Source organism: uncultured Tateyamaria sp., from assembly GCF_947503465.1.
In the GTDB taxonomy this organism is placed as follows: Bacteria; Pseudomonadota; Alphaproteobacteria; order Rhodobacterales; family Rhodobacteraceae; genus Tateyamaria.
The window spans coordinates 398,045-422,329 of record NZ_CANNDN010000003.1; the positions used below are offsets into that span (position 1 = coordinate 398,045).

At 61.3% G+C, this 24,285-nt stretch carries 23 protein-coding genes and 1 tRNA gene; 18 read left to right on the forward strand and 6 right to left on the reverse strand.

The genetic code is table 11. From position 1 onward, the window contains the following. The 3 genes from Q0844_RS17850 to Q0844_RS17860 all read right to left on the reverse strand — a co-directional run bounded on the left by Q0844_RS17850 (nt 1) and on the right by Q0844_RS17860 (nt 2,429). The gene (locus tag Q0844_RS17850) at nt 1–429 is read right to left on the reverse strand and encodes a GFA family protein (RefSeq protein WP_299047681.1); all 429 of its coding nucleotides are present in this window, start codon (nt 427–429) and stop codon (nt 1–3) included. Then, entirely contained in the window at nt 426–872 is a 447-nt protein-coding gene (locus Q0844_RS17855) for a GFA family protein (protein WP_299047684.1), read from the reverse strand. Before Q0844_RS17855 ends, Q0844_RS17850 begins: the two co-directional genes overlap by 4 nt. Before the next feature lie 114 nt (nt 873–986). After that, on the reverse strand, nt 987–2,429 hold the full coding sequence (locus Q0844_RS17860; RefSeq protein WP_299047686.1) for an NAD(P)-dependent oxidoreductase: 1,443 nt from the start codon (nt 2,427–2,429) through the stop codon (nt 987–989). A 212-nt stretch (nt 2,430–2,641) separates the two neighbouring features. On the opposite strand from Q0844_RS17860, the gene Q0844_RS17865 reads away from it, so the two are divergent. After that, a complete protein-coding gene (locus tag Q0844_RS17865; RefSeq protein ID WP_299047688.1) occupies nt 2,642–3,445 on the forward strand; it encodes an undecaprenyl-diphosphate phosphatase in 804 nt (267 codons plus the stop codon). Here the strand turns inward: Q0844_RS17865 and Q0844_RS17870 are convergent. Next, a complete protein-coding gene (locus tag Q0844_RS17870; RefSeq protein WP_299047689.1) occupies nt 3,442–4,422 on the reverse strand; it encodes a complex I NDUFA9 subunit family protein in 981 nt (326 codons plus the stop codon). The two genes, Q0844_RS17865 and Q0844_RS17870, sit on opposite strands and share 4 nt — an antisense overlap. A gap of 203 nt (nt 4,423–4,625) precedes the next feature. Between Q0844_RS17870 and Q0844_RS17875 the strand changes: the two genes are divergently transcribed. From Q0844_RS17875 to Q0844_RS17900, 6 genes are all read left to right on the forward strand, one after another. After that, nucleotides 4,626–4,712, forward strand: a tRNA-Leu gene (locus Q0844_RS17875). Between the two features lie 247 nt (nt 4,713–4,959). Next, nucleotides 4,960–6,747 (forward strand): peroxidase family protein, encoded by a 1,788-nt coding sequence (locus tag Q0844_RS17880; protein WP_299047690.1) that lies wholly within the window; start codon nt 4,960–4,962, stop codon nt 6,745–6,747. Further along, nucleotides 6,729–7,589: a hypothetical protein gene (locus Q0844_RS17885; protein WP_299047692.1), complete on the forward strand. Its 861-nt coding sequence runs from the start codon at nt 6,729–6,731 to the stop codon at nt 7,587–7,589. The genes Q0844_RS17880 and Q0844_RS17885 overlap by 19 nt, the downstream gene beginning before the upstream one ends. Continuing rightward, complete coding sequence (locus Q0844_RS17890; RefSeq protein WP_299047694.1) at nt 7,586–8,914, forward strand: NADH:flavin oxidoreductase; 1,329 nt, start codon at nt 7,586–7,588, stop codon at nt 8,912–8,914. The genes Q0844_RS17885 and Q0844_RS17890 overlap by 4 nt, the downstream gene beginning before the upstream one ends. Then, nucleotides 8,914–10,410 carry a hypothetical protein gene (locus Q0844_RS17895; RefSeq protein WP_299047695.1) on the forward strand — a complete coding sequence of 499 codons (1,497 nt, stop codon included), beginning with the start codon at nt 8,914–8,916 and terminating at the stop codon, nt 10,408–10,410. The genes Q0844_RS17890 and Q0844_RS17895 overlap by 1 nt, the downstream gene beginning before the upstream one ends. A 13-nt stretch (nt 10,411–10,423) precedes the next feature. Beyond that, on the forward strand, nt 10,424–10,843 hold the full coding sequence (locus tag Q0844_RS17900) for a hypothetical protein (RefSeq protein WP_299047697.1): 420 nt from the start codon (nt 10,424–10,426) through the stop codon (nt 10,841–10,843). On the opposite strand, the gene Q0844_RS17905 is transcribed toward Q0844_RS17900, so the two are convergent. After that, a complete protein-coding gene (locus Q0844_RS17905; RefSeq protein WP_299047699.1) occupies nt 10,840–11,922 on the reverse strand; it encodes a serine protease in 1,083 nt (360 codons plus the stop codon). The two genes, Q0844_RS17900 and Q0844_RS17905, sit on opposite strands and share 4 nt — an antisense overlap. Before the next feature lie 76 nt (nt 11,923–11,998). On the opposite strand from Q0844_RS17905, the gene Q0844_RS17910 reads away from it, so the two are divergent. The 4 genes from Q0844_RS17910 to Q0844_RS17925 all read left to right on the forward strand — a co-directional run bounded on the left by Q0844_RS17910 (nt 11,999) and on the right by Q0844_RS17925 (nt 17,434). After that, nucleotides 11,999–13,036: a hypothetical protein gene (locus Q0844_RS17910; protein ID WP_299047702.1), complete on the forward strand. Its 1,038-nt coding sequence runs from the start codon at nt 11,999–12,001 to the stop codon at nt 13,034–13,036. Between the two features lie 158 nt (nt 13,037–13,194). Then, entirely contained in the window at nt 13,195–15,222 is a 2,028-nt protein-coding gene (goxA, locus tag Q0844_RS17915) for a CTQ-dependent glycine oxidase GoxA (RefSeq protein ID WP_299047705.1), read from the forward strand. Beyond that, nucleotides 15,222–16,304, forward strand: a complete 1,083-nt coding sequence (goxB, locus tag Q0844_RS17920) for a glycine oxidase maturase GoxB (RefSeq protein ID WP_299047707.1) — start codon at nt 15,222–15,224, stop codon at nt 16,302–16,304. Before goxA ends, goxB begins: the two co-directional genes overlap by 1 nt. 95 nt (nt 16,305–16,399) lie before the next feature. Continuing rightward, complete coding sequence (locus Q0844_RS17925; protein WP_299047710.1) at nt 16,400–17,434, forward strand: zinc-binding dehydrogenase; 1,035 nt, start codon at nt 16,400–16,402, stop codon at nt 17,432–17,434. A gap of 3 nt (nt 17,435–17,437) precedes the next feature. Here the strand turns inward: Q0844_RS17925 and Q0844_RS17930 are convergent, their stop codons facing one another. Beyond that, entirely contained in the window at nt 17,438–18,283 is an 846-nt protein-coding gene (locus Q0844_RS17930; protein ID WP_299047713.1) for a nitroreductase family protein, read from the reverse strand. 131 nt (nt 18,284–18,414) lie between these two features. Here Q0844_RS17930 and Q0844_RS17935 point away from each other — a divergent pair, with 131 nt between their 5' ends. The 7 genes from Q0844_RS17935 to Q0844_RS17965 all read left to right on the forward strand — a co-directional run bounded on the left by Q0844_RS17935 (nt 18,415) and on the right by Q0844_RS17965 (nt 24,284). Then, entirely contained in the window at nt 18,415–19,128 is a 714-nt protein-coding gene (locus Q0844_RS17935; protein ID WP_299047716.1) for a 2Fe-2S iron-sulfur cluster-binding protein, read from the forward strand. Beyond that, nucleotides 19,128–19,460, forward strand: coding sequence for a succinate dehydrogenase (locus Q0844_RS17940; protein ID WP_299047718.1), 333 nt, complete (start codon nt 19,128–19,130; stop codon nt 19,458–19,460). The genes Q0844_RS17935 and Q0844_RS17940 overlap by 1 nt, the downstream gene beginning before the upstream one ends. Continuing rightward, the gene (sdhC, locus tag Q0844_RS17945; RefSeq protein WP_299047720.1) at nt 19,457–19,807 is read left to right on the forward strand and encodes a succinate dehydrogenase, cytochrome b556 subunit; all 351 of its coding nucleotides are present in this window, start codon (nt 19,457–19,459) and stop codon (nt 19,805–19,807) included. The genes Q0844_RS17940 and sdhC overlap by 4 nt, the downstream gene beginning before the upstream one ends. Nucleotides 19,808–19,809: 2 nt before the next feature. Beyond that, complete coding sequence (locus Q0844_RS17950; RefSeq protein WP_299047722.1) at nt 19,810–21,567, forward strand: FAD-binding protein; 1,758 nt, start codon at nt 19,810–19,812, stop codon at nt 21,565–21,567. 184 nt (nt 21,568–21,751) lie between these two features. After that, nucleotides 21,752–22,708 (forward strand): fumarate hydratase, encoded by a 957-nt coding sequence (locus Q0844_RS17955; RefSeq protein ID WP_299047723.1) that lies wholly within the window; start codon nt 21,752–21,754, stop codon nt 22,706–22,708. Next, the gene (locus tag Q0844_RS17960; protein ID WP_299047724.1) at nt 22,705–23,622 is read left to right on the forward strand and encodes a homocysteine S-methyltransferase family protein; all 918 of its coding nucleotides are present in this window, start codon (nt 22,705–22,707) and stop codon (nt 23,620–23,622) included. The genes Q0844_RS17955 and Q0844_RS17960 overlap by 4 nt, the downstream gene beginning before the upstream one ends. Next, nucleotides 23,619–24,284: a fumarate hydratase C-terminal domain-containing protein gene (locus Q0844_RS17965; RefSeq protein WP_299047725.1), complete on the forward strand. Its 666-nt coding sequence runs from the start codon at nt 23,619–23,621 to the stop codon at nt 24,282–24,284. Before Q0844_RS17960 ends, Q0844_RS17965 begins: the two co-directional genes overlap by 4 nt. Nucleotide 24,285 lies beyond the last annotated feature (1 nt).

The following is a 24,285-nucleotide window of genomic DNA, read 5'->3' on the forward strand; positions in this document are numbered from 1 at the left end:
TCAGTCTCCTTCCGACGATGTGAACATCGCAATCGTTTGGTCAGTGGTCAGGCGACGGTGATCGCCCCGCAGCGCATAGCCCGCAGGGCACATGTCGCTGAAAAACTCGAGCTTGAGCGGGACATCATCAATGTCCGCAAAAAGGCCCGCCGCCGGGTGGCGCGCGCCATCATGAACGGTGGCATAAAACAAGGTCGATCCGCAGGTGCCGCAAAACCCGCGCTCTGCCCAATCGGACGACCTGAAGGTGGTCACGGGCCCGTCCAGTTCCAAGGTCCCGACATCGACCGCAAGCGACATGAACATCGCGCTTGTGTGCTGACGGCACATGTCGCAATGGCAGGCACGCAGGATCGGGTTGCTGATCATCGCCTTGGCCGTCACGGCACCGCACAGGCACTGGCCCTGAATGTCGCGTGGCAGGCTCATGGTGTGTTCCCGTCATCCAGGTCCGGATTGATCGCCACCACATCCGCCCGTGTCAGGCGCTTTTGGCCGTGGTCTTCCAGGTGAATGCCGTCAGGCACATGGTCTGTATAAATCTCGTGCGTCACCGTGAATCCATTTGGGTCATCAAAGATCCCCAGCGGCAGATCGGTGCCGCCGAACCACTCACCTTCTTTGGTGGTGCGGAAATACAGGTTCGTGCCGCATTCCCGGCACCAGGCCCGCTCGGCCCAGTCGCTGGTCGCGCGGGTGGCGATATGCTCGGTCCCGGTCCAGGTCAGGTCGTCTGTCTTCACGCTGACCTCGAACAGGGCGGACCCGGTCCAGCGTCGACAGGACGGGCAGTGACAGATGCCAAAAGTGGACGGCACGTTGCGCGCGACAAAGCGCACGGCACCGCACAGGCATCCTCCATTCTTTTCCATCTTTCCCTCCCTGATCCGTCAGCAATGCTGACCCATGAACATCTGATGTCTGCCAGAACGGTGCACGGTCTGTGCACAGGTTGTGCACACATAGTGTACCGCCGTTTTCGGGGCTTACTCGGCTGCCATCACCGTTTCGCCCGCGCCGAACTTCTGCAGGATTGCCTCGGCACAATCGCGGCCATCACGGATGGCCCATACCACCAACGACGCGCCGCGCACGATGTCTCCCACGGCATACACATCGTCCAGCTCGGTCTGGCCGGTGGTGAATGCCGCCTTGACCGTGCCCCAGCGGGTCACTTCCAAACCGTCAGTATCCCAAAGCTTGGGCAGGTCCTCGGGCTCAAAGCCCAGCGCCTTGATCACAAGATCGGCCTCCTCGACATAATCAGCGCCCTCGATCACTTCGGGCGCCTGGCGCCCGGTCGCGTCCGGTGCGCCAAGGCGCATCTTCTGCACCATGACGCCAGCCACCTTGTCGCCGTCCGTGGCAAAGCCTTTGGGCGCGCTCAGCCATTCAAAGACAACGCCTTCTTCCTCGGCGTTTTGCACTTCGCGTTGCGAGCCTGGCATGTTGGCGCGGTCGCGGCGATACAGGCATTTCACGGACGTCGCGCCCTGCCGGATCGACGTGCGCACGCAGTCCATCGCCGTGTCGCCACCGCCAATGACGACAACGCGCTTGCCGTCCGCATTCAGGCGGCCGCTGTCAAACTCGGCAACCACGTCGCCAAAGCTTTTGCGGTTGGAGGCCGTCAGGAAATCAATCGCCTTCTCAATACCAGCGGCCTCGCCGTTAGGCATTGAAAGGTCACGGCTTTTGTAGACTCCGGTTGCGATGATCACGGCATCATGGGCCGCCCGAATGTCAGCGAAGGATACGTCTTCGCCAACGGAACAGTTCAGCTTGAAGGTCACGCCGCCTGCGTCCAATTGCTGGTTCCGGCGCATGACCACATCCTTCTCCAACTTGAAACCGGGGATGCCGTAGGTCAGCAACCCACCGGCACGGTCATAGCGGTCGTAGACAGTGACCTGCACACCGGCGCGGCGCAGGACGTCGGCTGCGGCAAGGCCGCCGGGGCCGGCACCGATGATACCAACGGATTCAGCACGCTCGGTGGTCGGGGCGATGGGCAGGACCCAGCCTTCCTCCCATGCGGTATCGGTGATGTACTTTTCGACGGATCCGATGGTGACAGTGCCATGGCCGGATTGTTCGATCACGCAATTGCCTTCGCACAGACGGTCCTGCGGGCAGATGCGGCCACAGATTTCGGGAAAGGTATTGGTGGCCTGGCTGACTTCATAGGCCTCGCGCAACCGCCCCTCGGCAGTCAGTTTCAGCCAGTCGGGAATGTTGTTGTGCAGCGGGCAGTGGGTCTGGCAATAGGGCACGCCACATTGCGAACAGCGCGACGCCTGCTCCTTGGCCTTGGCATCTGCGTACTCGGCATAAATCTCGTGGAAATCTTCACGACGTATATCTGCGGCACGCTTTTCAGGCATGTCACGTTCGATTTTCACGAATTTCAGCATCGGTTGTTCGGCCAAAGCTTTCCCTCCAAAGTCAGTCCGCGCCGTTTATGGCATCGCGCAGGGAATTAAAAGTCAGCACTTATGACTTACTTTGAATTTTCTGGCGCTGAAACCACCCTCTTAGGGCGGTTTTCAGTGAAATTTAGAACCGATTCGGCCCTAAATTCTCGCTTTGCGTTCAGAATCGAAGGTTTGTACTTTGACCATATCACAGCACCGGGCCCAGAATGACTCTTTTTCAACTTCTGATAGTGGCGATCGTTCAGGGCGTCACAGAGTTCTTGCCCGTATCCTCATCCGGTCACTTGATCTTGTTGCCCACGTTGACCGGCACACCAGATCAAGGATTGGCCATTGATGTGGCCGTACATGTCGGCACGTTGCTTGCGGTGATCCTGTACTTCTGGCGTGATGTGCGGGTTGCCGCCCACGGACTGACCCGCCTGGCCCGACGCAAGGTCGATACACAGGGCGCATTCCTTGCACTGTGTCTGATCACCGCCACGATTCCCGCCCTGATCGTCGGCCTTGCCATCAAGCTGACCGGACTGGATCAAGCCATGCGCAGTGCTGCCGTGATCGGTTGGACGATGCTGATTTTTGGATTGGTCCTGTATTGGGCTGATCGGCGCGGCCCAACGGACCGAACCGCCGACAGGTGGACGATCAAACACGCGGGCCTGATGGGACTGGCCCAGTGCCTGTCCCTGATCCCCGGCACATCGCGATCCGGCATCACCATCACCGCCGCCCGCGCCCTGGGCTACGAACGCGAGGGGGCGGCCAGGTTATCCATGCTGATGTCGATTCCGGTCATCCTCGCCTCCGGCGTTGTGCTGAGCATCGATGTCGTGGCCGATGCCAATTGGGCCATCCTGCGCGATGCAACCATCGCCGCTGCGTTTGCGTTCTTGGCTGCGTTGGCTGCGCTTGTTCTGATGATGCGGCTGCTGCGCAGCATCAGCTTCACACCATACGTGATTTACCGGGTGATCCTGGGGATCGGACTGTTGATCTGGGCCTATGCCTAGGCGCGCAGGTTCTTTGCGCTTTCCTTGATGGCATCGTACTGCCCCGACGGACGAAAACGCCACAGATACTCGGGCAACACCGAACTCATGGCCACAGGCTTGATGCCGAGCTCGGGAAATCCCCTGGCCCCTTCCGCGACGACATTGTCGTTGCGCAGGTTCCGGACCTGATCGCGCGTGATCTGCGCAGGCACAAGACCCAGGGTAAACGCATTCAACATGTCAAAGCCAAAGCCCATGATCGAGGCCGCCCAAAACGGAATGTTCAACACCACGCGTCGACGGCGGATCACCTCAAGCATGGTCGCCATCAACGTGCGGAAACTGTGTGTATCAGGTCCGCCCAGCTCATAGACACCACCTTCGGCACCGCCTGTCAGCGCCACCTCGGCCGCTTTTGCGACATCGTCAACATAGACAGGTTGGAACCGGGTATCCGCCCCGACAACGGGCAGGACCGGTCCGAGGCGAGACATGGACGCAAACCGGTTGAAAAACTGGTCTTCCGGCCCAAACACGATGGACGGGCGCAGGATCACGGCACCGGGCATGTGTTCCAGCACCGACGCCTCGCCCAGCGCCTTGGTCCGGGCATAGTCGCTGTCGCTGTCCGCATCCGCACCGATGGCGGACACATGCACCATCTGGGACACCCCGTGCGCCGCCGCGATACGGGCGATCCGTGCGGCACCTTCCGCCTGAACTGCCTCAAACGTGTTCTTGCCCTGTTTGGCAAGGATCCCAACGCAGTTCACAACAGCGTCCGCACCGGTCATCACCTGCGCAACCGACGCATCGTCGCGGATGTTGCACAGCACTGGTTCGACCTGACCGACAACACCGTAAGGTTTGACAAAGATCGCCTCGTTCGGGCGCCGCACGGCAACCCGTACACGCCAACCTGCCTTGGCCATTCGGCGCGCAATGTACCGTCCGACAAATCCGGATCCGCCATAGATCGTGACCAGCTTGGACATGTTTCGCTCCTCGCGCACAAATTCGCATTTGGTCTATCCCTCGCATGCCCGTCAGACAAGACGCCAATTTGGCGCGGGACAGGTCCCTTTTCCCTGTTTCAAAAAATCCCCGCACGAGGGTCCCACGCTTTCCGCAAGAACTGGCACCAGAATCGGATTGACACCCTTTGCCCCCACGCTTAAACGACGCTCCACCAACCCGTGCCCAGATGGCGGAATTGGTAGACGCGCTAGCTTCAGGTGCTAGTGTCCGTATGGACGTGGAGGTTCGAGTCCTCTTCTGGGCACCAAATTCCCTTAAAAGTGTTGATGCGACCCTTGGCTTTGCCGCATGCGCGGCCGTGACTCGCGCATTGCCGTTTTGGTGGCGGAAACGCCGTGTCGAACCGTGCTGTTCTCGGACGCAATCGAACCACGTTTTGCACTTTAAGTCTCAGAAATTATGACACAATTCTGCTGACCGCTCTGCGGACTTCCCCAATAAAGGGAATGTTGCTACGGTTGCTTTATTGAACAAATTTTTTTTCGAGGCTGCCGATGTCCATTTTGGGAACGCTCGCCCGTTTGACCGAATCCCGTCGTGTCTGGTTCCGTTGGAACTTTGTCGCCGCCCTTGCCATCATCCTGGGCCACCGCGAAAACCTGCGGCGCGACAACCTAATCGACATGGAAGTCGATCCCCCGAAACCGCCCGAAGTGGACGATCCAGTCAACTTCCGCACCGCCGATGGCAGCTTTAACGATCTGGGTCAGCCCTGGATGGGCATGGCGGGCGCACGGTTCGGGCGCAACGTGGCAATGGACGCGTCCTTTGGCGAAACCGGTGACACGTTGATGACGCCTTCGCCTCGGCTGGTGTCCAACAAGCTGATGAAGCGCAAGTCATTCGTGCCGGTCCCACACCTCAATGTGCTGGCTGCCGCGTGGATTCAATTCATGGTCCACGACTGGCTGTCGCACGGCAAAAACGACAAGACCAGGCCAATGGAAATTCCCCTGCCCGAAGGTGACGATTGGGGCGACAAAATGGAGGTGCTGGCGACCACGCGGCCAGACCCGGAAGAGGGCAAGCCAAACGCCTTCGTCAACGTCGAAACCCACTGGTGGGACGCAAGCCAGATCTACGGATCGAACCAAAGCCGCCTCGAGCATGTACGCACAGGCTCGGGCACATCCGTTCTTCCCGATGGCACGCTGGCACTGGACGACAAGGGCCTGTTGCCCGTCGACAGCAAGGCCGAGACCAAGAACCTCGAACTTTCGGGCGTAAATGGAAACTGGTGGATTGGCCTGTCTGTCCTTCACACGCTCTTTGCCCGCGAACACAACACAGTCGTGGCCCGGTTGAAGGTCGATTATCCCGACGCATCGGGGGATTGGCTGTTTGGCAAGGCACGGCTGGTCGTGTCCGCGCTGCTGGCCAAGATCCACACGGTTGAATGGACGCCCGCCCTTATGGACAGCCCCGTGGGACGCATGGCGATGCGCGGCAACTACTGGGGCCTGTTGGGCGAACGCTCCACCAACGCTTTTGGCCGCGTGTCCGACAGCGAGGTCATCAATGGCATCCCCGGCTCGCCCGTGGACCACCACGGCGCGCCCTATGCCATGACCGAAGAATTTGCAGCGGTGTATCGCCTGCATTCGCTGATGCCCGATGCCTACACCTTCCGGCGCTACGCCGATGACGCGCATGTGCTGGATGCCAGTCTGAGAGAGGTGAGTTTCGGCGCGTCCCGCGATCTTTACGGCAAGCTGAGCTTTGAAGACGTCTGTTACAGTCTGTGCACCGAAAACCCCGGTGCCCTGACGTTGCACAACTATCCGGACGGCTTGCGCGACATGACGCGTGAAAATGGGCGGCGCATTGACCTTGCAGCCGTCGATATCTTGCGCGACCGGGAACGCGGCGTGCCCCGCTTTGCGGAATTCCGGCGTCAGATCGGGATGAAAGTGCCCGAAACCTTTGCCGACATCACCTCGAACGCCGAATGGCAGGCAGAGCTGCGCGAGGTCTATGGCACCGTAGACAAGGTCGATCTGCTGATCGGAACCCTTGCCGAAAGCCAATCGGAACGCGGCCAGCCGCCCCGCTTCGGTTTCTCGGACACGGCCTTTCGTATCTTCATCCTGATGGCGTCCCGCCGCCTGAAATCAGACCGTTTCTTCACGGACGATTTCCGGCCCGAGATTTACACGGAGGCCGGGTTCCGCTGGGTGCAGGAAAACTCGATGGAAACCGTTGTGCGCCGCCATTGCCCGGAACTCGCCCCCGCCTTTGGCAACGCTCGCAACATGTTCTTCCCATGGACCCGCGCGTCATGAAGATCCCCGGGGTGATCGACGTGCAGCGCGTGCGTGATCCACACGTGTTGCGGTCGCTTGCGTCCGATACCCGGATTGGACGGGTGTCCGCCGGACGAGGGCCATTGCTGAACCGTTTGATCGGCCGCATGGCGGCCGACCTGTTTCGGGCCGAGGGGCGCGTGTTGCCAAGCGGGCGCGCGCCGGATGATCGGATGCGACTGGACATGCGAACTGCGCTCGGTGCGCGCATCGATGACCCGGCCCTGGACGCACGCGTTGCCGCACCGCTGGCAGAAGCGGCCGCCTATGTGGCAGGCGGTTCAGGTGAACCGATGCGCCTGACCCAAGGGGTTCTTGGCGCCGTCGTTCTGGATGAGTTCAACCCCACCTACCAGACCGTGAAGGCCGCCGAAGATATCGGAAATGTCCTGAACAGCGGGTTGATCCGTCAATTCATCGACTGGCTCTTGGGCGGGTCCCGCAAGGCCCGCGCCGTGCTGTTCAAAGCCTGCGACGAGGACCTGAACGCGGTGCACGCACTTGGCATCGCGTCACAGAACTTTGCCGCCTCTCTGAGGGTTTTGCGCGCCCTGCCGAAAGACACGCGCGCCGAGGTCGCCATGGCCCGCGCCTTGGCCGTTCCGACCCAGGTTGTACGTCAGGGCAAAGGCCCGATCGAGACCCGCGCAGGCAGCATCGATGACGGCACACTTGTCATCCTGCAAACCGCGGACGTGGCCCGTCGCACGCTGGACCCCCGCGACGCGTTCCTCCGCGACGCCTGGAGCGGATGCCCAGCCCATGCACTGGTGCCGAAACTGCTGCGCCGCATCTGGTTGGAAGCCGGGGGTGCCGCATGACCGACCCGATCTTTGAACCGTTGACGTTCCGCACTCTCACCGTCAAGAACCGCATCTTTCGGTCCAACATCTCTGGTCGGTTCGACAACGAAGACGGGTCGCTCACGCAGACGCGCATCAACTGGGAATGCCGCTTTGCCGCTGGCGGGGCGGGGGCCGTGATCTCGTCCTACGTCCCGGTACGCATGGATGGGCGGATCATCGCGGGGTACGCCACCATTCACCGCGACGACTTCATCCCCCTTTGGCAAAAGCTGGGCGAGGCGGTGCGCGCGCACGGGGCCAAGTACATCCTGCAGCTCAGCCATTCCGGCCGTCAGATGGATATCCCCGGCGTGCACAACATGCACCGGCCCAGCCCGTCGCCCACATCGAACATGGAAACGCTGCACGGCTTTCTGTGCCAGGCGATGTCCACAAACGAAGTCCGCCAGATGGTCCGCGACTTTGCCAAGGCCGCGTGGCGCGCCCGCGAGGCGGGATTGGATGGTGTCGAACTGCACGCCGCCAATGGCTATCTGTTCACGCAATTCCTGAGTTCTGGGATCAACGACCGGACCGACATGTATGGCGGGTCGTTACGCAATCGCGCGCGGTTCCTGTTGGAAGTGATCGGGGCCATCCGCGACAAGGTGGGCCGCGATTTTCATGTGCAGGTGAAACTGTCTGCCACTGACCACAACAATGTCATCCCGTGGGAAGGCAAAGGCAACACCGTCGCAGACACGATACAAGTCGCACAATGGTGCGAGGCAGTGGGCGCGGACGCCCTGCACATCTCGACCGGGTCGCTGTTCCCGCATCCACTCAACCCGCCGGGCGATCTGCCGCTGGACGTGCTGGCCGTGACTTATGACGCGATGATTTCATCCGGTGTGCACGGGTTCCGCAACTTCTTGCTGTTTCGCTATCCAATGCTGCGCCCGATCTTTCGCTGGCTGTGGTTCCGCATGAAAAAGGGCCGCCCGGTCGAAGGGGTCGGGTACGAGGAGGCCCGGCTGATCAAGGATGCGGTGACCATCCCCGTCATATCGACGGGCGGGTGGCAAACTGCATCGGCCGTGCGGGACGCATTGGGACAGATTGATGGCGTATCGATGGCGCGCGCGCTGGTCGCCAACCCGGACCTGCCACAGATCTGGGCCCAGGGACATGACCTGCCCCCTGCCCCGTGCACCCATTGCAACAAGTGCCTTGTCGGCGCGCCCAAGCTGCCGATGGGTTGCCATGAACTGGATCGGTTTCCATCACGTGACGCGATGATCGATCAGCTGATGGAGGTCTATGCCACCAGGTCCGATCTTCAAATTCCGGAGGCATCGTAATGGCTGTCACTGCCGTCGAAGCCGCCCTCGCCCGGCGCCGTCGCAAATGGCGACCCGTTATGTGGCTGGTGCTGTTGGCCGTTCTCGTGGCGATGGTCATCGCTGTTGGATTGATCATCCGGGTACTGCAATCAGGCACGCCACATTACCGCGACGCAGATCAGCACTTTCGCCATGGTTCCATCGGGGCCGAAACATCGTCTGGCATTCCCTACAAGGTGTGGAAAGCCTTGCCGGTCCTCTTCCCCGAAGCGTTTCCCACGGGTGATTACAGCAGCTTCGGATACTTGTATGATGATCGATCCGATCTGCCCATCGGCATCTCCAAACGACGGGTCAGTGGTGTCGATCTTGTCTGGTTCAATTGCGCGGTCTGCCACACGGGTACCTACCGGGCAAAGGAAGGTGATGCGCCTCGGATCGTGACCGGCATGCCTGCGCATCAACTTGACCTGCACGGGTTTACGGCTGTGGTTCTGGGTGCAGCCGCAGACCCACGGATGGCGCCAGAGCCGCTGCGCGCCGCAATGAAAGAGGCGGGCGTGGGTCTTGGACCGATCGAAACCCTCTTGTGGAAAATCGCAGTGTTCCCGCGCCTGCGCGAAGGTATGATTGCGCGTGCCAGCCGCCTGCAACCCTTGCTGGACCGCCAGCCGGCATGGGCCCATGGGCGCGTGGATACATTCAACCCGTACAAGGTGCTGGAATTCAACTGGCCCGCAGAAACGTTGGCCGAAAACGAGGTCGTGGGGGCATCGGATTTCCCATCCATCTTCCTGCAGGGGCCACGGGAAGGGATGCAGCTGCATTGGGACGGCAACAATCCGTCGCTGGCCGAACGCAACCTGTCTGCCGCGCTGGGGGCCGGTGTGACACCGGACACGGTTGACCACGCATCCATTGAACGGATCGCGGAATGGCTGCTGGACCTTCCACCGCCCGCCAGCCCACACATGCCGGATGCGGCCGCCGTGGCGCGCGGCCTTGAAATCTACATGCGCGACTGCGCCAGTTGCCACGGATATCAGGGCCTGGATGGCTATGTTTTTGAAGGCGACGACCTGGGCACGGTTGCGCCGCTGGATGTTGTCGGAACCGACCCCAACAGGTTGCACAGCTACACCCTGGCCTTTCGCGAACAGCAAGTGACCAACTTGTTCAAGGGCACACCCTATGCGTTCCGGCAATTCCGCAAAACCGACGGCTATGCCAATGGACCGCTGGACGGTTTGTGGCTGCGTGGGCCGTATCTGCACAATGGGTCCGTTCCGACGCTGGCCGATCTTCTGGCGCCACCCGCAGATCGACCGAAACGGTTCGAACGCGGCGGTAACCTGATCGACCCGAACGGTGGCTTTGTATCGCCCACCTGTTCTGACGGCCCGCGCTGCTTTGACACGACGGTGCGCGGCAACTCGAATATGGGCCATCTGTGGGGCACCGACCTGCCAGAGCCCGACAAGGCCGACCTGCTGGCTTATCTGCTCACGTTCTGAAGGAGGATGTCCTATGTCTTCACTTGAAATTGGATGGACCGAAGGACAGGCGCGCAGCACGTTGACCCGGTTCCGCCGCCTGTTTGCCATCAACCTGATCCTGCAAAGCCTGATTGCATTGGCCTGCATCATCGCTCCCCGCTTCGGCGCGCAATTGGTTGGGCTGGACCCGTCCATTGCGTTGCCCTTTCTGCCGATCTGGGGAGGCATGGTGATTGTGGCCTCTGCCTTGCAGGTCTTTGCCTTGCTGGACCCGATCAATCACCGCTTTCAGGTGGCGATTGCGATGTTCGGGCGGGCGCTGATGGTGATCATCTATATCTGCCTTGGCGACGCGTTCTGGCGCTTTGCCGCGTTTGACGGACTGTTCGCGCTGGCGCTGTCGTACCTGTTTTATCGCGCGCTGATCGCCGAGGTGCAGACAAGACCCTAAAGCTGCTTTTCCATGCCCGCAAACGATGCGCGGCGGGCCCTGTCGGTCGCCAACGGGTCCGACCATAGGGCCAGCAGATCGTCGCGCACCTGCACATAGCCCGGATCATCTGGAAAGGTCTGCGCCTCCAGCTTGTCAACGATGCGGGACACGCGAATGCCTTCGTTTGCCAGCCACCGCACCTGCGCGTTGTTTTCGTCCAAACGCTCTTTGGCGATCTTCTTGCCATTGATGTCGAGCACATGGCCGTTCACGTCAGTGTCAGGGATGGCCTTGTGGTGGACCGCCAGCACTTCCCACCTGTTGTTCAGAACGGGCGCTCCGGAACTGCCCTTGTTGGTATCACCGGAATACCAGCAAAACGCATCTGCATCCGTATCGTTGTCGACCAGCGAAAAGACACTGTCATGCACGACGATCCGCTTCTTCTGTCCGGCCGGGTGCTGAATGATGTTGGTGGGGTCGCCGATCAGGGCCTTGCCCTCTTCGCGCAGAAGGGGCAGCCAGCCAAAGGTGCTGATGTCCGTCACCCCCTGGAGCCCGAGAAAGCAGATATCCAGCGCCTCATCCGCCCAAAAGAAATGATCGGTATCGGCGGCGTACATCTCCGTGCTGCGGGGCGTGCCAATGCTGTTGTCGTCAAACAGAAATTCGAACAGGGATGACGCGGCCTCAGTCTTGGATTTGATCACGTGATAATTGGTGACGACGATGCCATTGCCCACCAGAAACCCGGTGCCGGTTTTCAGGCCCTGGGATATGCGGCAAACCGAGCGGGCGGTCAGGATTCCGATCTCCAGAAACTCGCCCGACAGAATGTTGTCACGCTTGCCAATATTGGCTTCTTGACCCAACCCTGGCGTGAGTATGAGGAAATCATCCTCGGCATTCGATTCGGCCTCGTCCAGCGCCATCTGGCGCAGTTCGGCCTTGAGTTTGCGCTGATCGCTTTCCAGTGCGCGGCCATTGCCTTTGGCAATTTTATGTAATGCCAGCTGCCACTTAGATTTGCGTGCCTGAAGGCGTCCTATACTGTCGGCAAGGTTGTCGAGCCCTAAATCCTCGGGTGTGATTGGCATGTGATCTCGCAATAAAACTTGGTGTAGAATACCCTCGAGCCTAGAAAACGGGCTCTATTATGCAAGGTTATTTCCAATGGATAAGATTTCTTACGACACCTATGTTTCCATGTCGGCAGACCGCAATCGCCGCAAGGAGTTTCGCGCCTATTCCCTTGTGATCCCCGGCGAACGCGCCTTCGATTTTCGCGTGGTCCCCAATCCTGACCTGGTTGTCGACATTCCCGACGATATCCAGCTTGAAAATGCGATGCAGGCCGGCAATGGGATTGAGCGAACGGCCCGCCGCCTCTCCTTCAATCTGGATCGTATTTTCAACCGCCACAAACCGGTGCTGGTGGCCGAAGGCGACAGTTGGTTCCAGTTTCCAATTCTGATCGATGAGATCCTGGATCACCTGTCCGACAAATTCGCCATCCTGTCGCTGGCCGCTGCGGGGGACACGGCGGAAAACATGGTCGAGGGACCCGAGGAATCCGGCGGTCGCGAATATCTGACCAACCTGCGCCGCCAAAAGGATCATGTCCGCGCCTTTTTGTTCTCTGCTGCCGGTAACGACATCATAGGCGAGGATCCGATCACGGGGAAATCGGCGCTGTTCGACATCATTCACAAGTTCGACCCGACCCGAACCACGATCGAGGCGCATATCAACACTGACGTGCTGAACGACCGACTGGACAGTCTGCGCGCCGTCTACACCAAGGTGATCACCGACGTGCGCAACGAACCGGGGCTGCAGAACTTGCCGATTGTGGTGCACGGGTATGACTATACATTCCCGTATCCACATCTGGAACATGATCCCCGCAACCCGCGGCACGCGGCCAAGAATGAATGGCTGGGCGAACCACTGGATCAACGCAACTTCCCATCCGACACGCAGGCCCAACGCAACCTGCGCCGGAACATCGTGATCCACCTGATTGACAAGCTGTACGACCTGTTGAACGACCTGGCCCAGGCGCACGGCAACGTTCTGGTCGTCGACTGCCGCGGGGCAATGTCCGAGGTCACCGATTGGATCGATGAAATCCATGGCACGGATGAAGGGTTTGCCAAGGTCACCGACCGGTTCCGCGCAACGCTTGATGCTGTCCTTACAGGCAACTAGCGCCTGGCCCGTGAGGCGGTGCGCCACGTCGTGCCGCCAGCCATCGGTTTGTGGGGGCCTGCACGGCGCTGCCGCCTGCAATTTTCACCTTTGAGTTGATTTCTGCACGGGTTGCATAGACGCTCGACCCAACACAAAGCAATTTTCAGGTTCACATTATGTCGTCACGTCCTTCGTCCAATTCACGCCGTCAATTTCTGGGGATGGCCTCAAGCGCGGCATTGATTGCTGGCGCACCCTGGCCCGCACGGGCCAACATTGATCCAAGGAATGCATATTCCGTCGCGTCTGACGGGGCCGCCGTCACCAAGGTGCGGATTTACCCGGCGCTGGGTATTTGCAGGGTGGGCGGCTCGGACAAATGGTTCTACGCACCCGAGGTACCCGGTCTGCCTCCGATGCCGGAAGACGGCAACTTCAAGGATGGCCTCGAAAAGATCAAGAAACAGGTCCAGCGGTTCCGCGTCTATGCCTTTGACGCCGATGACAACATCATCGGTGAAGTGACGGGTGACGACATCACATGGGGCGTCCACCTCGCCAACACCAAGGCCAACTGGTACGGGTTCAACAACCCGCTCGACAATGGCGACCTGGCGCCTGGCCTGCCCTCGCAAAAGCGAAACCAGTATTTCGTGGCCAATGCCGACCGCGAAGAGAACCTTCTGATCGACGGCGGCAGGATCGAGATTTCGGGACGCGCAACAAACGCAGGTGGCGGCGATGATGCGTACCGGTTCGAAGGCACCTTCTGGGGCGGACAACCTGATGCCATCTCTGTCGGTTTAGGCCAGCTGCGGACCGACGACGCGGGACGTCTGATGGTGGTGCCTCCGGACGGCGTCTCGAATTCGCCCAGCAACGCCGCCATCACCAGCTTTGCCGATAACAACGCGTGGCATGACGATTGGTGCGACGGACCGGTGACCGCACGCGTGCGCATCGGCGATCAGGAATTTGAGGCCGAACCATCCTGGGTGGCCTGCGTCGGACCGAACTTTGCGCCAGAGATCCCGCCGATCACCACCCTCTACGATGTAGTCGAAGACATGAACGTCCAGGAGGGATGGTCACAACTGCCGGACCTTCCCCTGTCCTTCATGAAATACATATACCCGACTTTCCGCCGCATCGCACTGATGGAATGGGTGACCCAGGCGGCCAACCTGCGGCGCGGCTGGCTTGCCATCGGCGACCTGAGCGATCCGGACTATGTGGCGCGTCTGGCGGATCCGGCCCCAGGGAACGCCGAATTGCGCGCGCAGATCTTTGACCTGTTCCGCGATCCCTACAATCTTGGCGACGGCGCCTATCTCGAAGAGCGGCTCAAGATCCCCTACATGCTGGGCGACGGCGTGAACTATGACGGCAGCCCGTTGCAGTGGTTCCAGTTCCCCAAGCAGCAATATGAATATCTGAAAGCGTGGGCCGCAGGCGAGTTCGTGAACGATTATGGCGGTCAGGTTGCCGAAGATTCAACGGCCGAGCATCTCAGCTTCGACGACATTCCGCTGGAACTTCAACCCGGCGCGTTGACCCAGGCCGCGCTTGAACCGTGTTCGGGCGGGGCGTTCCACCCTGGGGTCGAACTGACTTACTATCTGCGCATCAAAGAGATGTATGCCCGGAACTACGACGAAAGCGCCGAACCGTTTCGCATTGCCCACGGGAACCGGCCCAGCCTGAACCAGGACCTGGGGCGCCTGCTGACGCCCGAGGTCGCGTTCAACGGGTTCGGCGACACGCCGCCGCCCCTGGGTCCGCAGATGGCAGGTGATCTGACACGATGGATGGGCTTGCCATGGCAATGCGATGCCTTCAGCTGCCAACAGGTCCTCATGCAGCAGAACTATCCCACCGCGGTCTGGTGGCCCGCCCTATTGCCCATCGATGTTTTGCCCGAAGCATACTATACCGCCGGGCTGGACGAGACGTTGACCGAAGCGGAGCGTTACAAGTTTCTCGACAACCGGGTCAACTGGTCCCGTGGTGTGGCCGGCATCGGGTACCATGCGAATTCCAGCTATTGGGACGGCATCACCAACATGATCACGGTGTGGGAACGCATGGGCTTTGTCGTGCGCATGCCGTCGCCACGCGGCGACGTGTTTGTCGAAATGCAGCATGCAGACAACATGGAAACCCGGTTCGACTGGAACCCGGGCCAGGGCATGCTGCCCAATTGATGCACGATGTCGCCGTTCTGGGCGGAGGGGTCGCGGGCGCCACCGCGGCCCTGCGTCTGGCGCAGCATGGGTTGCGTCCGGCCTGGATCACCGGGCGCGCGCAACCCGGGTTCAAACCGGGCGAACATCTGAGCGCGGCGGCCCTTCCGCTTCTCAAGACGCTTGGGTCCGATGCAATCCTGCGATCCCAGGTGCACCGACACGCGCACAGCACCTATTCAGCCTGGGGCAGCGATGCGTTGATTGAACGCAACGCCATCGTCCAGTTGGAAGGCCCCCCGATCGTACTGGACCGCATCGCGTTCGAGGCCGCCATTGCAGAACAGGCCGTGATTGCAGGCGCGCAACGGATGGACGGCAGTGTTCAGGACGTGACGATCAAGACGGACCACTGGCAGCTGGCGCACGACACCGGGGCCATCACCGCCCGGTTCGTATTCGATGCAACCGGACGCAAGGCACGCGTCGCATCGCGCTTTGCCACACGGTTTCAGGCGGACAAGATGGGCTGCCAATACGGGCTGTATACCACTGACCCTGCAACCGCGCCCAGACCCGTTACCCTGATCGAGGCCGAGGAACGCGGCTGGTGGTACCTGTCGGTTCTGGCCGATCATCGGGTTGTGGTGAACTTCTACACGGACAGTGATCTGCCCGGTTTCGACACGGCGGATCTGGATGTACACGCACGCGGGACGCGGGCCATTTCCACGTATCTGGCCGACTATGGGCTGTCGTTATCTGGCCAATCGGGGCGCGCCACATCGAACAGCGCATGGATCGCCCCGGCCATTGGCGCGGGATGGGTCGCAATCGGCGACGCATCCGCGGCCTTCGATCCCTTGTCGTCCCACGGCATGACCACGGCCCTGTGGTCTGCGATCACCGCAGCCGACGCATTCGCAGCGCGCGACAAGCAGAAAATGCAGGATTATGCCGACAGTGTCGCGAAGGGGGTGCAGGACTTCCTGACCGCCCGCCGCGCCGTTTATGCACGCGAGGGGCGATGGACCGACAGCGCATTCTGGTCGCGCCGGATCGCGCCTGTCGCACCGGATCATGCCGCCACGCAAGAGGGCTAGGACCGCCGCCGGGAACACCGGCCATCGCAATTTTCTTTGCGTTTCCAACAGCCCTCGGTAAACACGCCATTGGGCTGGCACAGGGAAGGGTCGTCATGCGCGCCGCGGTCGTACGTACATTCGGAGAAGACTTGTCCATTGAAACCGTTGCCGATCCGGACTGCCCGGACAACGGCGTGGTTCTCGAGGTCGCCGCCTGCGGCGTATGCCGGTCGGATTACCACGGCTGGACGGGCGAGCATCCCAAGGTGCAGAACGGATCAATCCTCGGGCACGAATACTGCGGCACGGTGGTCGCGGCAGGCAAGGGCGCACGACATGCAATCGGCGACCGGCTGATTGCGCCCTTCATCCTGTCTTGCGGCGATTGTCCGGCCTGCCACACCGGAGTGTCGAACACGTGCGCCCATCAGATCGTTCCCGGCTTTGGCACGCCGGGCGCCTATGCGCAGTATGTCGCGGTGCCCTTCGATCACAACCTTGTCCATCTGCCCGACACGATGTCGCCTGCGCTGGCCGCCGGGTTGGGCTGCCGGGTGACCACCGCGTGGCACGCGTTGACCGACCGGGCAAATGTCCGGGCCGGAGAATGGGTCGCCGTACATGGCACGGGCGGCATCGGCCTCGCCGCGATGCTGTTGGCCAAGATGCTGGGCGCCCGGGTCGTGGTGGTCGACGTCGTTGACGAAAAGCTGACCCACGCCAAGGCGCTGGGGGCAGATGCCACGGTCAATGCGACGCACGGCGACGTGGCGGCCGCGATCCATGACATCACCGCTGGCGGTGCCCATGTGTCGATCGAGGCACTGGGCATCGAGGCAACCACCAATGCGTCTGTCGAGTGTCTGCGCATTCTGGGCCGCCATGTGCATGTCGGAATGCCTGCCGGGTCGGGCATGATGCAGATCAACATGCGGGCGATCTATGCAAAGCAGCTGTCCTTTTTCGGGACGCGCGGCATGCCCGCCTGGAAGTACCCCACGCTGCTGGACATGATCGAGCGGGGTGATGTTGACCTGTCGCCCATGGTCGCACGCAAAGTGCCCTTGTCCGGTGCCAGTGCAGAACTGCGGGCTATGCACGGGCCCACCGCGCCCGGCACCGCCGTCATCACGGAATTCACCGGCTAGCATCTAATCGAGTTGAAAGCCCCGCGCCCGCAGGAACGCGCCGAACTCCGCGCGTTCCGGCTGGCTGTATTGGCGGACTTTGTCCTCTGACCAGCCATATGTATCCGATGTCCCGAACGTCGCGACAAACCGTTGGCGGTTGTAGGGCTGGGCGCGGGCACGGCGGACGTCATAGGCCGCGACACTCTCTTTCAACCCGTCCTCCCGATAGGTATCGACATGACAGGTCACATGCAGGGGCAGGCGCATCGCGATTTCTGGAGGGTGGGCAGGATATCCAACGGCAAGACCTGCAAAGGGGAAGACGTGTTCAGGCAACCCCAACAGGTCGGACACCGCTGCCGCGTCATTGCGCACAGCACTGATCGGACAGCACCCCAATCCGGCCGCCTCGGCCGCCGTGACAAATGCCGCCATCGCAATCGCCGCATCAGCTGCCGCATTGATGACCGCATCCATGTGATCATTGGCAAATGGCACATCATGCCAGTCATGCAACAGGCGTTGGCGTCGGTTGTTGCCACAGAACACAAGCACCATGGGTGCGGCCGCCACCCAGTCTTGCCCCGCCACCAGATCAGCCAGCCTTGCCCGCCGATCCTCGGACTTCAGCGCCACGATGTCGCGTTGCTGCAAATCGCTCTTCGTGGGCGCCGCCAGCGCAACGGCACATAGCGTTTGCAAGAGATCATCGGGCACCGGCGTCGGCTGGAACCGACGACAAGACCCGCGCGATGCCATCCGGCGCAATGACTGACGGACATCCGCAGGCATATCCGGTGCATCCACGGCGTCGCCATAGCGTTCCATCAAGGCGTCATTCAGATCGGGATCAGGTCTGTCGGTCATGTGGGGATCCAATGGGCAATGAACTGTAAGTGATGCTTACGAATATGTTCACTCAATATCGCATTTATTAAGCATCACTGTCGGTTATACTCTGGCACGAACCGCATAGCTCGGGAAAGACCCAGCCAACCATGTCAACCCAGACGATCAAGGTGACGATCGAGCGCGCAGTGGACGCTCAGGCCGTGTTCGATGTCCCCGCCTACGAAAGCCAGACGGTGCTGGACGTCGTGTCCTGGGTGCAGCAGAACGCCGACCCGACGCTCAGCTATCGCTTTGCCTGTCGTGTCGGGATGTGCGGCAGCTGCGCCATGATGGTGAATGGTGTTCCGCGGTGGACCTGCCGCACGCACATATCGAAGGTGCTGACGGGCGACGCGGTCACGATTGGCCCCTTGCGCAACCTGCCGGTGATCAAGGACCTCGTGGTCGACATGGACCCGTTCTTTGACAAATGGGTGAACGCGGAAGGGGTGCATCACGGTGCCCTGACGCGCAACGATCCTATCGCCCCTGTGGACGAGGCCAGCACCGCACGTGTCGAGGCGAATGCCGGTATCGAATGCATCAACTGCTCGGTCTGTTATGCGGCTTGTGACACGGTTGCGGGCAACCCCGACTACCTTGGCCCTGCCGCCTTGCAACGGGCATGGACCCTGCTCAATGACGCAAAGGACGAAGGGCGCGTTGCGATCCTTGACGCGGTGTCGGGGTCCGGCGGGTGCCACAACTGCCACTCAATGGGGTCATGCACCGCCTATTGCCCCAACGATCTGGACCCGATGTCAGCCATCGCCGGCCTGAAACGCGAAACGGCCAAGTCGTTTTTCCGGAGGGGGCGCTGATGCTGTCCTTGCGCCTTTACATGCTGCAACGGATCACGGCGCTGCTGATGGCACCGCTGGTGATCGGCCATCTTGCCGTGATGATCTACGCCATCCAGGGTGGGCTGAGTGCCGCCGAAATTCTGGGCCGCACCCAGGGCTCGGTCGCATGGTTCCTGTTTTACGGCCTGTTTGTCGTGGCTGTGTCGATCCACGGCGCAATCGGGGTGCGGACCATCGCGTATGAATGGGGCAGGTTGAAAGGCCCTGCGCTCGAAGCGGCAATGTGGATCATTGGCCTTGGCCTCCTTTCACTCGGAGCGCGGGCCGTCTGGGCCGTGACCTTCGCATGAGCGCGGCCGGCATCACATCCCGCGCGCATCCGCTGTGGCTGGCCTATATCCTGCATCGGCTGTCCGGGCTTGGCCTTGCCCTGTTTCTGCCTGTCCACTTCTGGATCCTGTCGCTGGCGCTCACCAGTCCCGCGCGGTTGGACAGCTTTCTGGCCTTCACCGACATTGGCATTGTAAAACTTGCAGAATTTGGCCTCGTTTTTCTTTTGGCCGTCCATATGTTCGGCGGTCTGCGGCTGATGGCGATGGAATGGCTGCCATGGACGCCACCGCAAAAGACACTGGCCGCCGGGGCTACAGCCGTGTCTTTCCTGATTGCCACGCTATTTCTGATGCAGGCGGTGTGATCATGAAGATTTCAGAAATCGAACGCCACGAAACGGACATCCTGATCCTCGGCACCGGGGGGGCAGGATTGTTTGCCGCGCTGCATGCCCAGCAAACCGCGCCCGAGGGGACCAGGATCACCATCGCGGTCAAAGGGCTGATCGGCAAGTGCGGCTGCACGCGGATGGTCCAAGGGGGCTACAACGTCGCCCTGGGTGGCGGTGACACGGTCGAGCGGCACTTCATGGACACGATCCAGGGCGGCAAGTGGTTGCCCAATCAGGACATGGCGTGGCGGCTGTGCGAACAGGCCGTTGTTCGGATTCGAGAGTTGGAGAACGAGGTCGGTTGCTTCTTTGACCGCAACCCGGACGGCTCACTGCATCAAAAGGCGTTTGCGGGGCAGACTGCGGACCGGACCGTGCACAAAGGCGACCTGACGGGGATCGAGATCATCAATCGGCTGATGGAGAAGGTGCTGGCATCGGGTGTCGAAAAGCTGCAGGAACACCGCGCCGTCGGCCTGATCCCAACCAGGGATCGCAGCGCGCTGGCGGGTGTCCTGATGATCGACATGCGCACCGGGCGCTTCCGTCTGGTGCGGGCCAAGACGGTGCTGATGGCCACCGGCGGTGGCCCGACCATGTACAAGTACCACACGCCAAGCGGTGACAAGACGATGGACGGTCTCGCCATGGCGCTGCGGGCGGGGCTGCCCTTGCGCGATATGGAGATGGTGCAGTTCCACCCCACGGGCCTTCTGGCCGGGGATCACACCCGCATGACCGGCACGGTTCTTGAGGAAGGGTTGCGTGGCGCAGGCGGACAGCTGATCAACCACGCAGGCCAGCGGTTCATGTTCGACTACGATGGCAAGGGCGAACGGGCCACGCGCGACGTGGTCAGCCGGGGTATCTATGCCGAGATGCGCAAGAACAACAATCCGGACCAGGAGGGGGTGTTCATCTCCATGTCTCACCTAGGTCCCGAATGGGTGGCGCAGAAGTTCAAGGGCATGGTCAAACGCTGCGCCGACAGCGGCTTTGATCTGGCTGCGGGCAAGGTCGAGGTGGTGCCGACCGCCCACTACTTCATGGGCGGCGTGGTTGTGGACGTGGACACGCGCACCGCGATGGAAGGGCTCTATGTCGCGGGCGAAGACGCAGGCGGCGCGCACGGGTCGAACCGTCTGGGCGGCAACGGCGTCGCCAACTCCACCGTCTATGGCGGCATCGCGGGCGATACGATGGGACAGGATGTGGGCGGAATGACCCTGCGCGACCCGGACGAAGACGTGCTGGCCGCCGAATTCGAACGCGCCACCTATCCGCTCACCCGCAAACCCGACCTGATCCTGCCCCTGCGCAAAGAGTTACAGGACCTGATGTGGGAGGAAGTCGGCGTAATGCGCACCGAGGCGGGCATGAAGCGCGGACTGGACGGGATCGCAAAGGTATCGGATGCGCTGATGCATGTCGGTGTCGATGACAGCAACCTTGCCTTCAACCTCACCTGGCACGACTGGCTGAACCTCCGCTCGCTGTGCGATGTCTCCGAGGTGATCACGAAGGCCGGAATCGCCCGCGAAAACTCGCGCGGTGCGCATTACCGCGAGGACTTTCCCGGAGACGGCGGTTTAGAAAATAGTGACTTCACCGTGGCGACGCTACAAGGCGAAGACGTTACTGTGTCCCGGGACCCCGTTCAGTTCACAATCGTCCGCCCTGGCGAAACGATCCTGCCCGAGGGTGAGCCAGAGACATTGGTCGCAGCGCAATGACATTGGAAAACAGCTCAACCGGCGCGCATGCGCCAGCCCCGACCTCCCCCCCGGGAGGGGCTATGTCGCACCAATGGCAACATGCACATCCATTGATGCTATTTAGAACGACGGTCAGCGCAAGCGGCAACGCCCTCCCGAGGTCGGGGCTGGCCCATCCACTTGCACAATCAGGAGACGAGACATGATCCCAATCTCCCTCATCCAATCCACTGCCGAGGTTCTCATGGACAAGGCGGCCATCGAAATCCCGCAGGACTACCTCGACGGCCTGCAACACGCGGCCAAGACCGAAGATGGCGATCTGTCCTCCTTCGTTCTCAAGGCCATGCTGGAAAACTACGAGGCCGCCAAGGAAGACCGCCGCGCCATGTGCGGCGACACCGGTGTCCCCCGTTGGTTCGTGAAAATGGGAAACGAGGCGCGGGTCGAGGGCGGGATGGTGGCACTTGAGGCCGCCCTGCGCCGCGCCACGGCCAACGCCACAAACGGCGTGCCCCTGCGCCCCAACCGCGTGCACCCGCTGTGGCGGACGGATCACAACAACAATGTCGGTATCGGCGCGCCCGAGATTGAATACGGGTTCGAGCCGGAAGGCGAATGGATCGACTTGATTACCGTACACAAGGGGGGCCTGTTTGGTACCGATTACCGCATGCTGTTCCCGTCCGACGGCGTTCAGGGGATCAAACGCTTCTACCTCGACAGCCTCATGGCCTTCGGCAAGCGCGGGCTGGCCTGCCAACCCGCGATCATCGGCATCGGGCTGGGCGGGTCCAAGGACATCTGCATGACACTGGGCAAACGCGCCTCGACCCTGCGGATCGTGGGCAGCCGCAACTCCGACCCCCGGATTGCAGAGATGGAGGACGAGTTCAAGGAACTCGGCAATTCCATCGGCATGGGGGCCATGGGTTTCGTGGGCAAGAACATGGTGATCGATTGCAATATCGAGGTCGGGTACTGCCACACGGGCGGGATGCCCATGTCGGTCCACGCCTTCTGCCTGTCCTCGCGCCGCGCCGTCGCACGCATCCACGCGGACGGGCGGGTGGAACATCGCACGGACCCGGATTGGTTCACCGATTACCAGCGCCGCGAAACGGTGGAGTGGGAACCCCAGAGGGAGGCGGCAGAATGACCGTACGGCTGCTTCCACACCAAACTGACAGGCACTATCTAGTCTACGCGGGCACGGGCACTGACCTCATCTTCAACCGTGGTATCGACCTGCCGGGTTTTGCATCTTTTCCGTTGGTCCAAAACGCAGACACGCGGGCAGTACTGGTGCAGCAAATGCGCGAACTGATTGAAGTCGCGCAAGCCGCCGGACTGGGTGCCATCATCGACACGCCAACCTGGACCGCCAACCGCGACCGGGCAGCTGGCCTTGGGTATAGCGCCGACCAGCTGATTGCGATCAACCAACAGGCCGTGATCATGATGCGCGAACTGCGGGACAGCATCGCGGCGGACAATATATTGCTTGCGCTTTGCCTTGGGCCCGGGCGAGACCCCTATGGTTCGGACGACCCGCTGTCGGTCGAAGACGCGCGCGCGTACCACAGGACCCAAATCGAAACGGTCAAGGACCTCGGCATTGACCTAGTCAACGCCTACACCTTCAACAAGGTGGACGAGGCGGCGGGCGCGGTGCTGGCTGCCAAGGATCTGCAAGTGCCGGTTGCCCTGTCGCTGGTGGTCGAAACCGACGGCAAGCTCGACGACGGAACACCGGTAGCCGATGCCGTCGCCCGGATCGACACGCTGACACAGCAAGGTCCGGCTTACTACATGATCAATTGCGTACATCCCGATCACTTCGCCGGTGTGCTGAGTGGCATACCGAGGTTGAAAGGGTTGGTCGCCAACGCGTCGCGGTGCGCTCATGCCGAACTCGACGAGGCTACAACACTGGACGACGGTGACCCGAGCGAACTGGGCGCACAGATCGCCCATCTCGCGGCCGCATATCCGGCCCTGAACGTACTGGGTGGGTGCTGCGGGACTGACATGCGGCACATGCGCAAAATCGCAGAGGAAATCACGACATGAGCCCCCGCGAAGTGCGCCTGTCCACCACCCCCACAGACGAAGCCATCGCTGACCTGCGCCTTGGCGATGTCGTCTACCTCGACGGTCTGATGTATACCGCGCGCGAGGGTGTCTACATGCGCGCGCTCGAGGACAAGGCGAACATCCCGATGGAACTGCCCAGCCAATCGGCGGCCAACTTCCACTGCTCGCCCGCCGCGCGCATCAATGCCGATGGCAGCTTTGACATGGGCGCAGTCACCGCCACGGCATCCTTCCGCTTTGCCAAATGGTTGCCCGAATGGATGGCCAAGACGGGGGCCAAGCTGATTGTCGGCAAGGGCGGGATGACGTCCCGGGACTACAAGGACTACTTCGTCCCAAACGGGGCCGTGTACCTGTCTACCGTCGGCTACGGCACCGGTGCGCTGCTGGGGCGCGGGGTCGAAAACGTCGAAGCGGTGCACTGGAATGAGGAACTGGGCCTTGCCCAGGCCATGTGGGTCATCAAGTGCAACAGGATGGGCCCGTTCATCGTCGCGTCCGACATGAACGGGGACTGTCTGTTCGAACGCGAGAACGCCAAGATTGCACAGAACGTGGCGCGGGTTTACGAGGGGACAAAGCCTGCGGTGCTCAAGCGTTACGGCGAAAGCGACGACCGCACGGACGAAGTTATCTGAA

What these genes read in the sequence shown, in the direction of transcription:
- Q0844_RS17850 (WP_299047681.1), bottom strand. Translation starts at nt 429, where the DNA reads ATGAGCCTGCCACGCGACATTCAGGGCCAGTGCCTGTGCGGTGCCGTG.
- Q0844_RS17855 (WP_299047684.1), bottom strand. Translation starts at nt 872, where the DNA reads ATGGAAAAGAATGGAGGATGCCTGTGCGGTGCCGTGCGCTTTGTCGCG.
- Q0844_RS17865 (WP_299047688.1), top strand. Translation starts at nt 2,642, where the DNA reads ATGACTCTTTTTCAACTTCTGATAGTGGCGATCGTTCAGGGCGTCACA.
- Q0844_RS17870 (WP_299047689.1), bottom strand. Translation starts at nt 4,422, where the DNA reads ATGTCCAAGCTGGTCACGATCTATGGCGGATCCGGATTTGTCGGACGG.
- Q0844_RS17880 (WP_299047690.1), top strand. Translation starts at nt 4,960, where the DNA reads ATGTCCATTTTGGGAACGCTCGCCCGTTTGACCGAATCCCGTCGTGTC.
- Q0844_RS17885 (WP_299047692.1), top strand. Translation starts at nt 6,729, where the DNA reads ATGGACCCGCGCGTCATGAAGATCCCCGGGGTGATCGACGTGCAGCGC.
- Q0844_RS17890 (WP_299047694.1), top strand. Translation starts at nt 7,586, where the DNA reads ATGACCGACCCGATCTTTGAACCGTTGACGTTCCGCACTCTCACCGTC.
- Q0844_RS17895 (WP_299047695.1), top strand. Translation starts at nt 8,914, where the DNA reads ATGGCTGTCACTGCCGTCGAAGCCGCCCTCGCCCGGCGCCGTCGCAAA.
- Q0844_RS17900 (WP_299047697.1), top strand. Translation starts at nt 10,424, where the DNA reads ATGTCTTCACTTGAAATTGGATGGACCGAAGGACAGGCGCGCAGCACG.
- Q0844_RS17905 (WP_299047699.1), bottom strand. Translation starts at nt 11,922, where the DNA reads ATGCCAATCACACCCGAGGATTTAGGGCTCGACAACCTTGCCGACAGT.
- Q0844_RS17910 (WP_299047702.1), top strand. Translation starts at nt 11,999, where the DNA reads ATGGATAAGATTTCTTACGACACCTATGTTTCCATGTCGGCAGACCGC.
- goxA (WP_299047705.1), top strand. Translation starts at nt 13,195, where the DNA reads ATGTCGTCACGTCCTTCGTCCAATTCACGCCGTCAATTTCTGGGGATG.
- goxB (WP_299047707.1), top strand. Translation starts at nt 15,222, where the DNA reads ATGCACGATGTCGCCGTTCTGGGCGGAGGGGTCGCGGGCGCCACCGCG.
- Q0844_RS17925 (WP_299047710.1), top strand. Translation starts at nt 16,400, where the DNA reads ATGCGCGCCGCGGTCGTACGTACATTCGGAGAAGACTTGTCCATTGAA.
- Q0844_RS17930 (WP_299047713.1), bottom strand. Translation starts at nt 18,283, where the DNA reads ATGACCGACAGACCTGATCCCGATCTGAATGACGCCTTGATGGAACGC.
- Q0844_RS17935 (WP_299047716.1), top strand. Translation starts at nt 18,415, where the DNA reads ATGTCAACCCAGACGATCAAGGTGACGATCGAGCGCGCAGTGGACGCT.
- Q0844_RS17940 (WP_299047718.1), top strand. Translation starts at nt 19,128, where the DNA reads ATGCTGTCCTTGCGCCTTTACATGCTGCAACGGATCACGGCGCTGCTG.
- sdhC (WP_299047720.1), top strand. Translation starts at nt 19,457, where the DNA reads ATGAGCGCGGCCGGCATCACATCCCGCGCGCATCCGCTGTGGCTGGCC.
- Q0844_RS17950 (WP_299047722.1), top strand. Translation starts at nt 19,810, where the DNA reads ATGAAGATTTCAGAAATCGAACGCCACGAAACGGACATCCTGATCCTC.
- Q0844_RS17955 (WP_299047723.1), top strand. Translation starts at nt 21,752, where the DNA reads ATGATCCCAATCTCCCTCATCCAATCCACTGCCGAGGTTCTCATGGAC.
- Q0844_RS17960 (WP_299047724.1), top strand. Translation starts at nt 22,705, where the DNA reads ATGACCGTACGGCTGCTTCCACACCAAACTGACAGGCACTATCTAGTC.
- Q0844_RS17965 (WP_299047725.1), top strand. Translation starts at nt 23,619, where the DNA reads ATGAGCCCCCGCGAAGTGCGCCTGTCCACCACCCCCACAGACGAAGCC.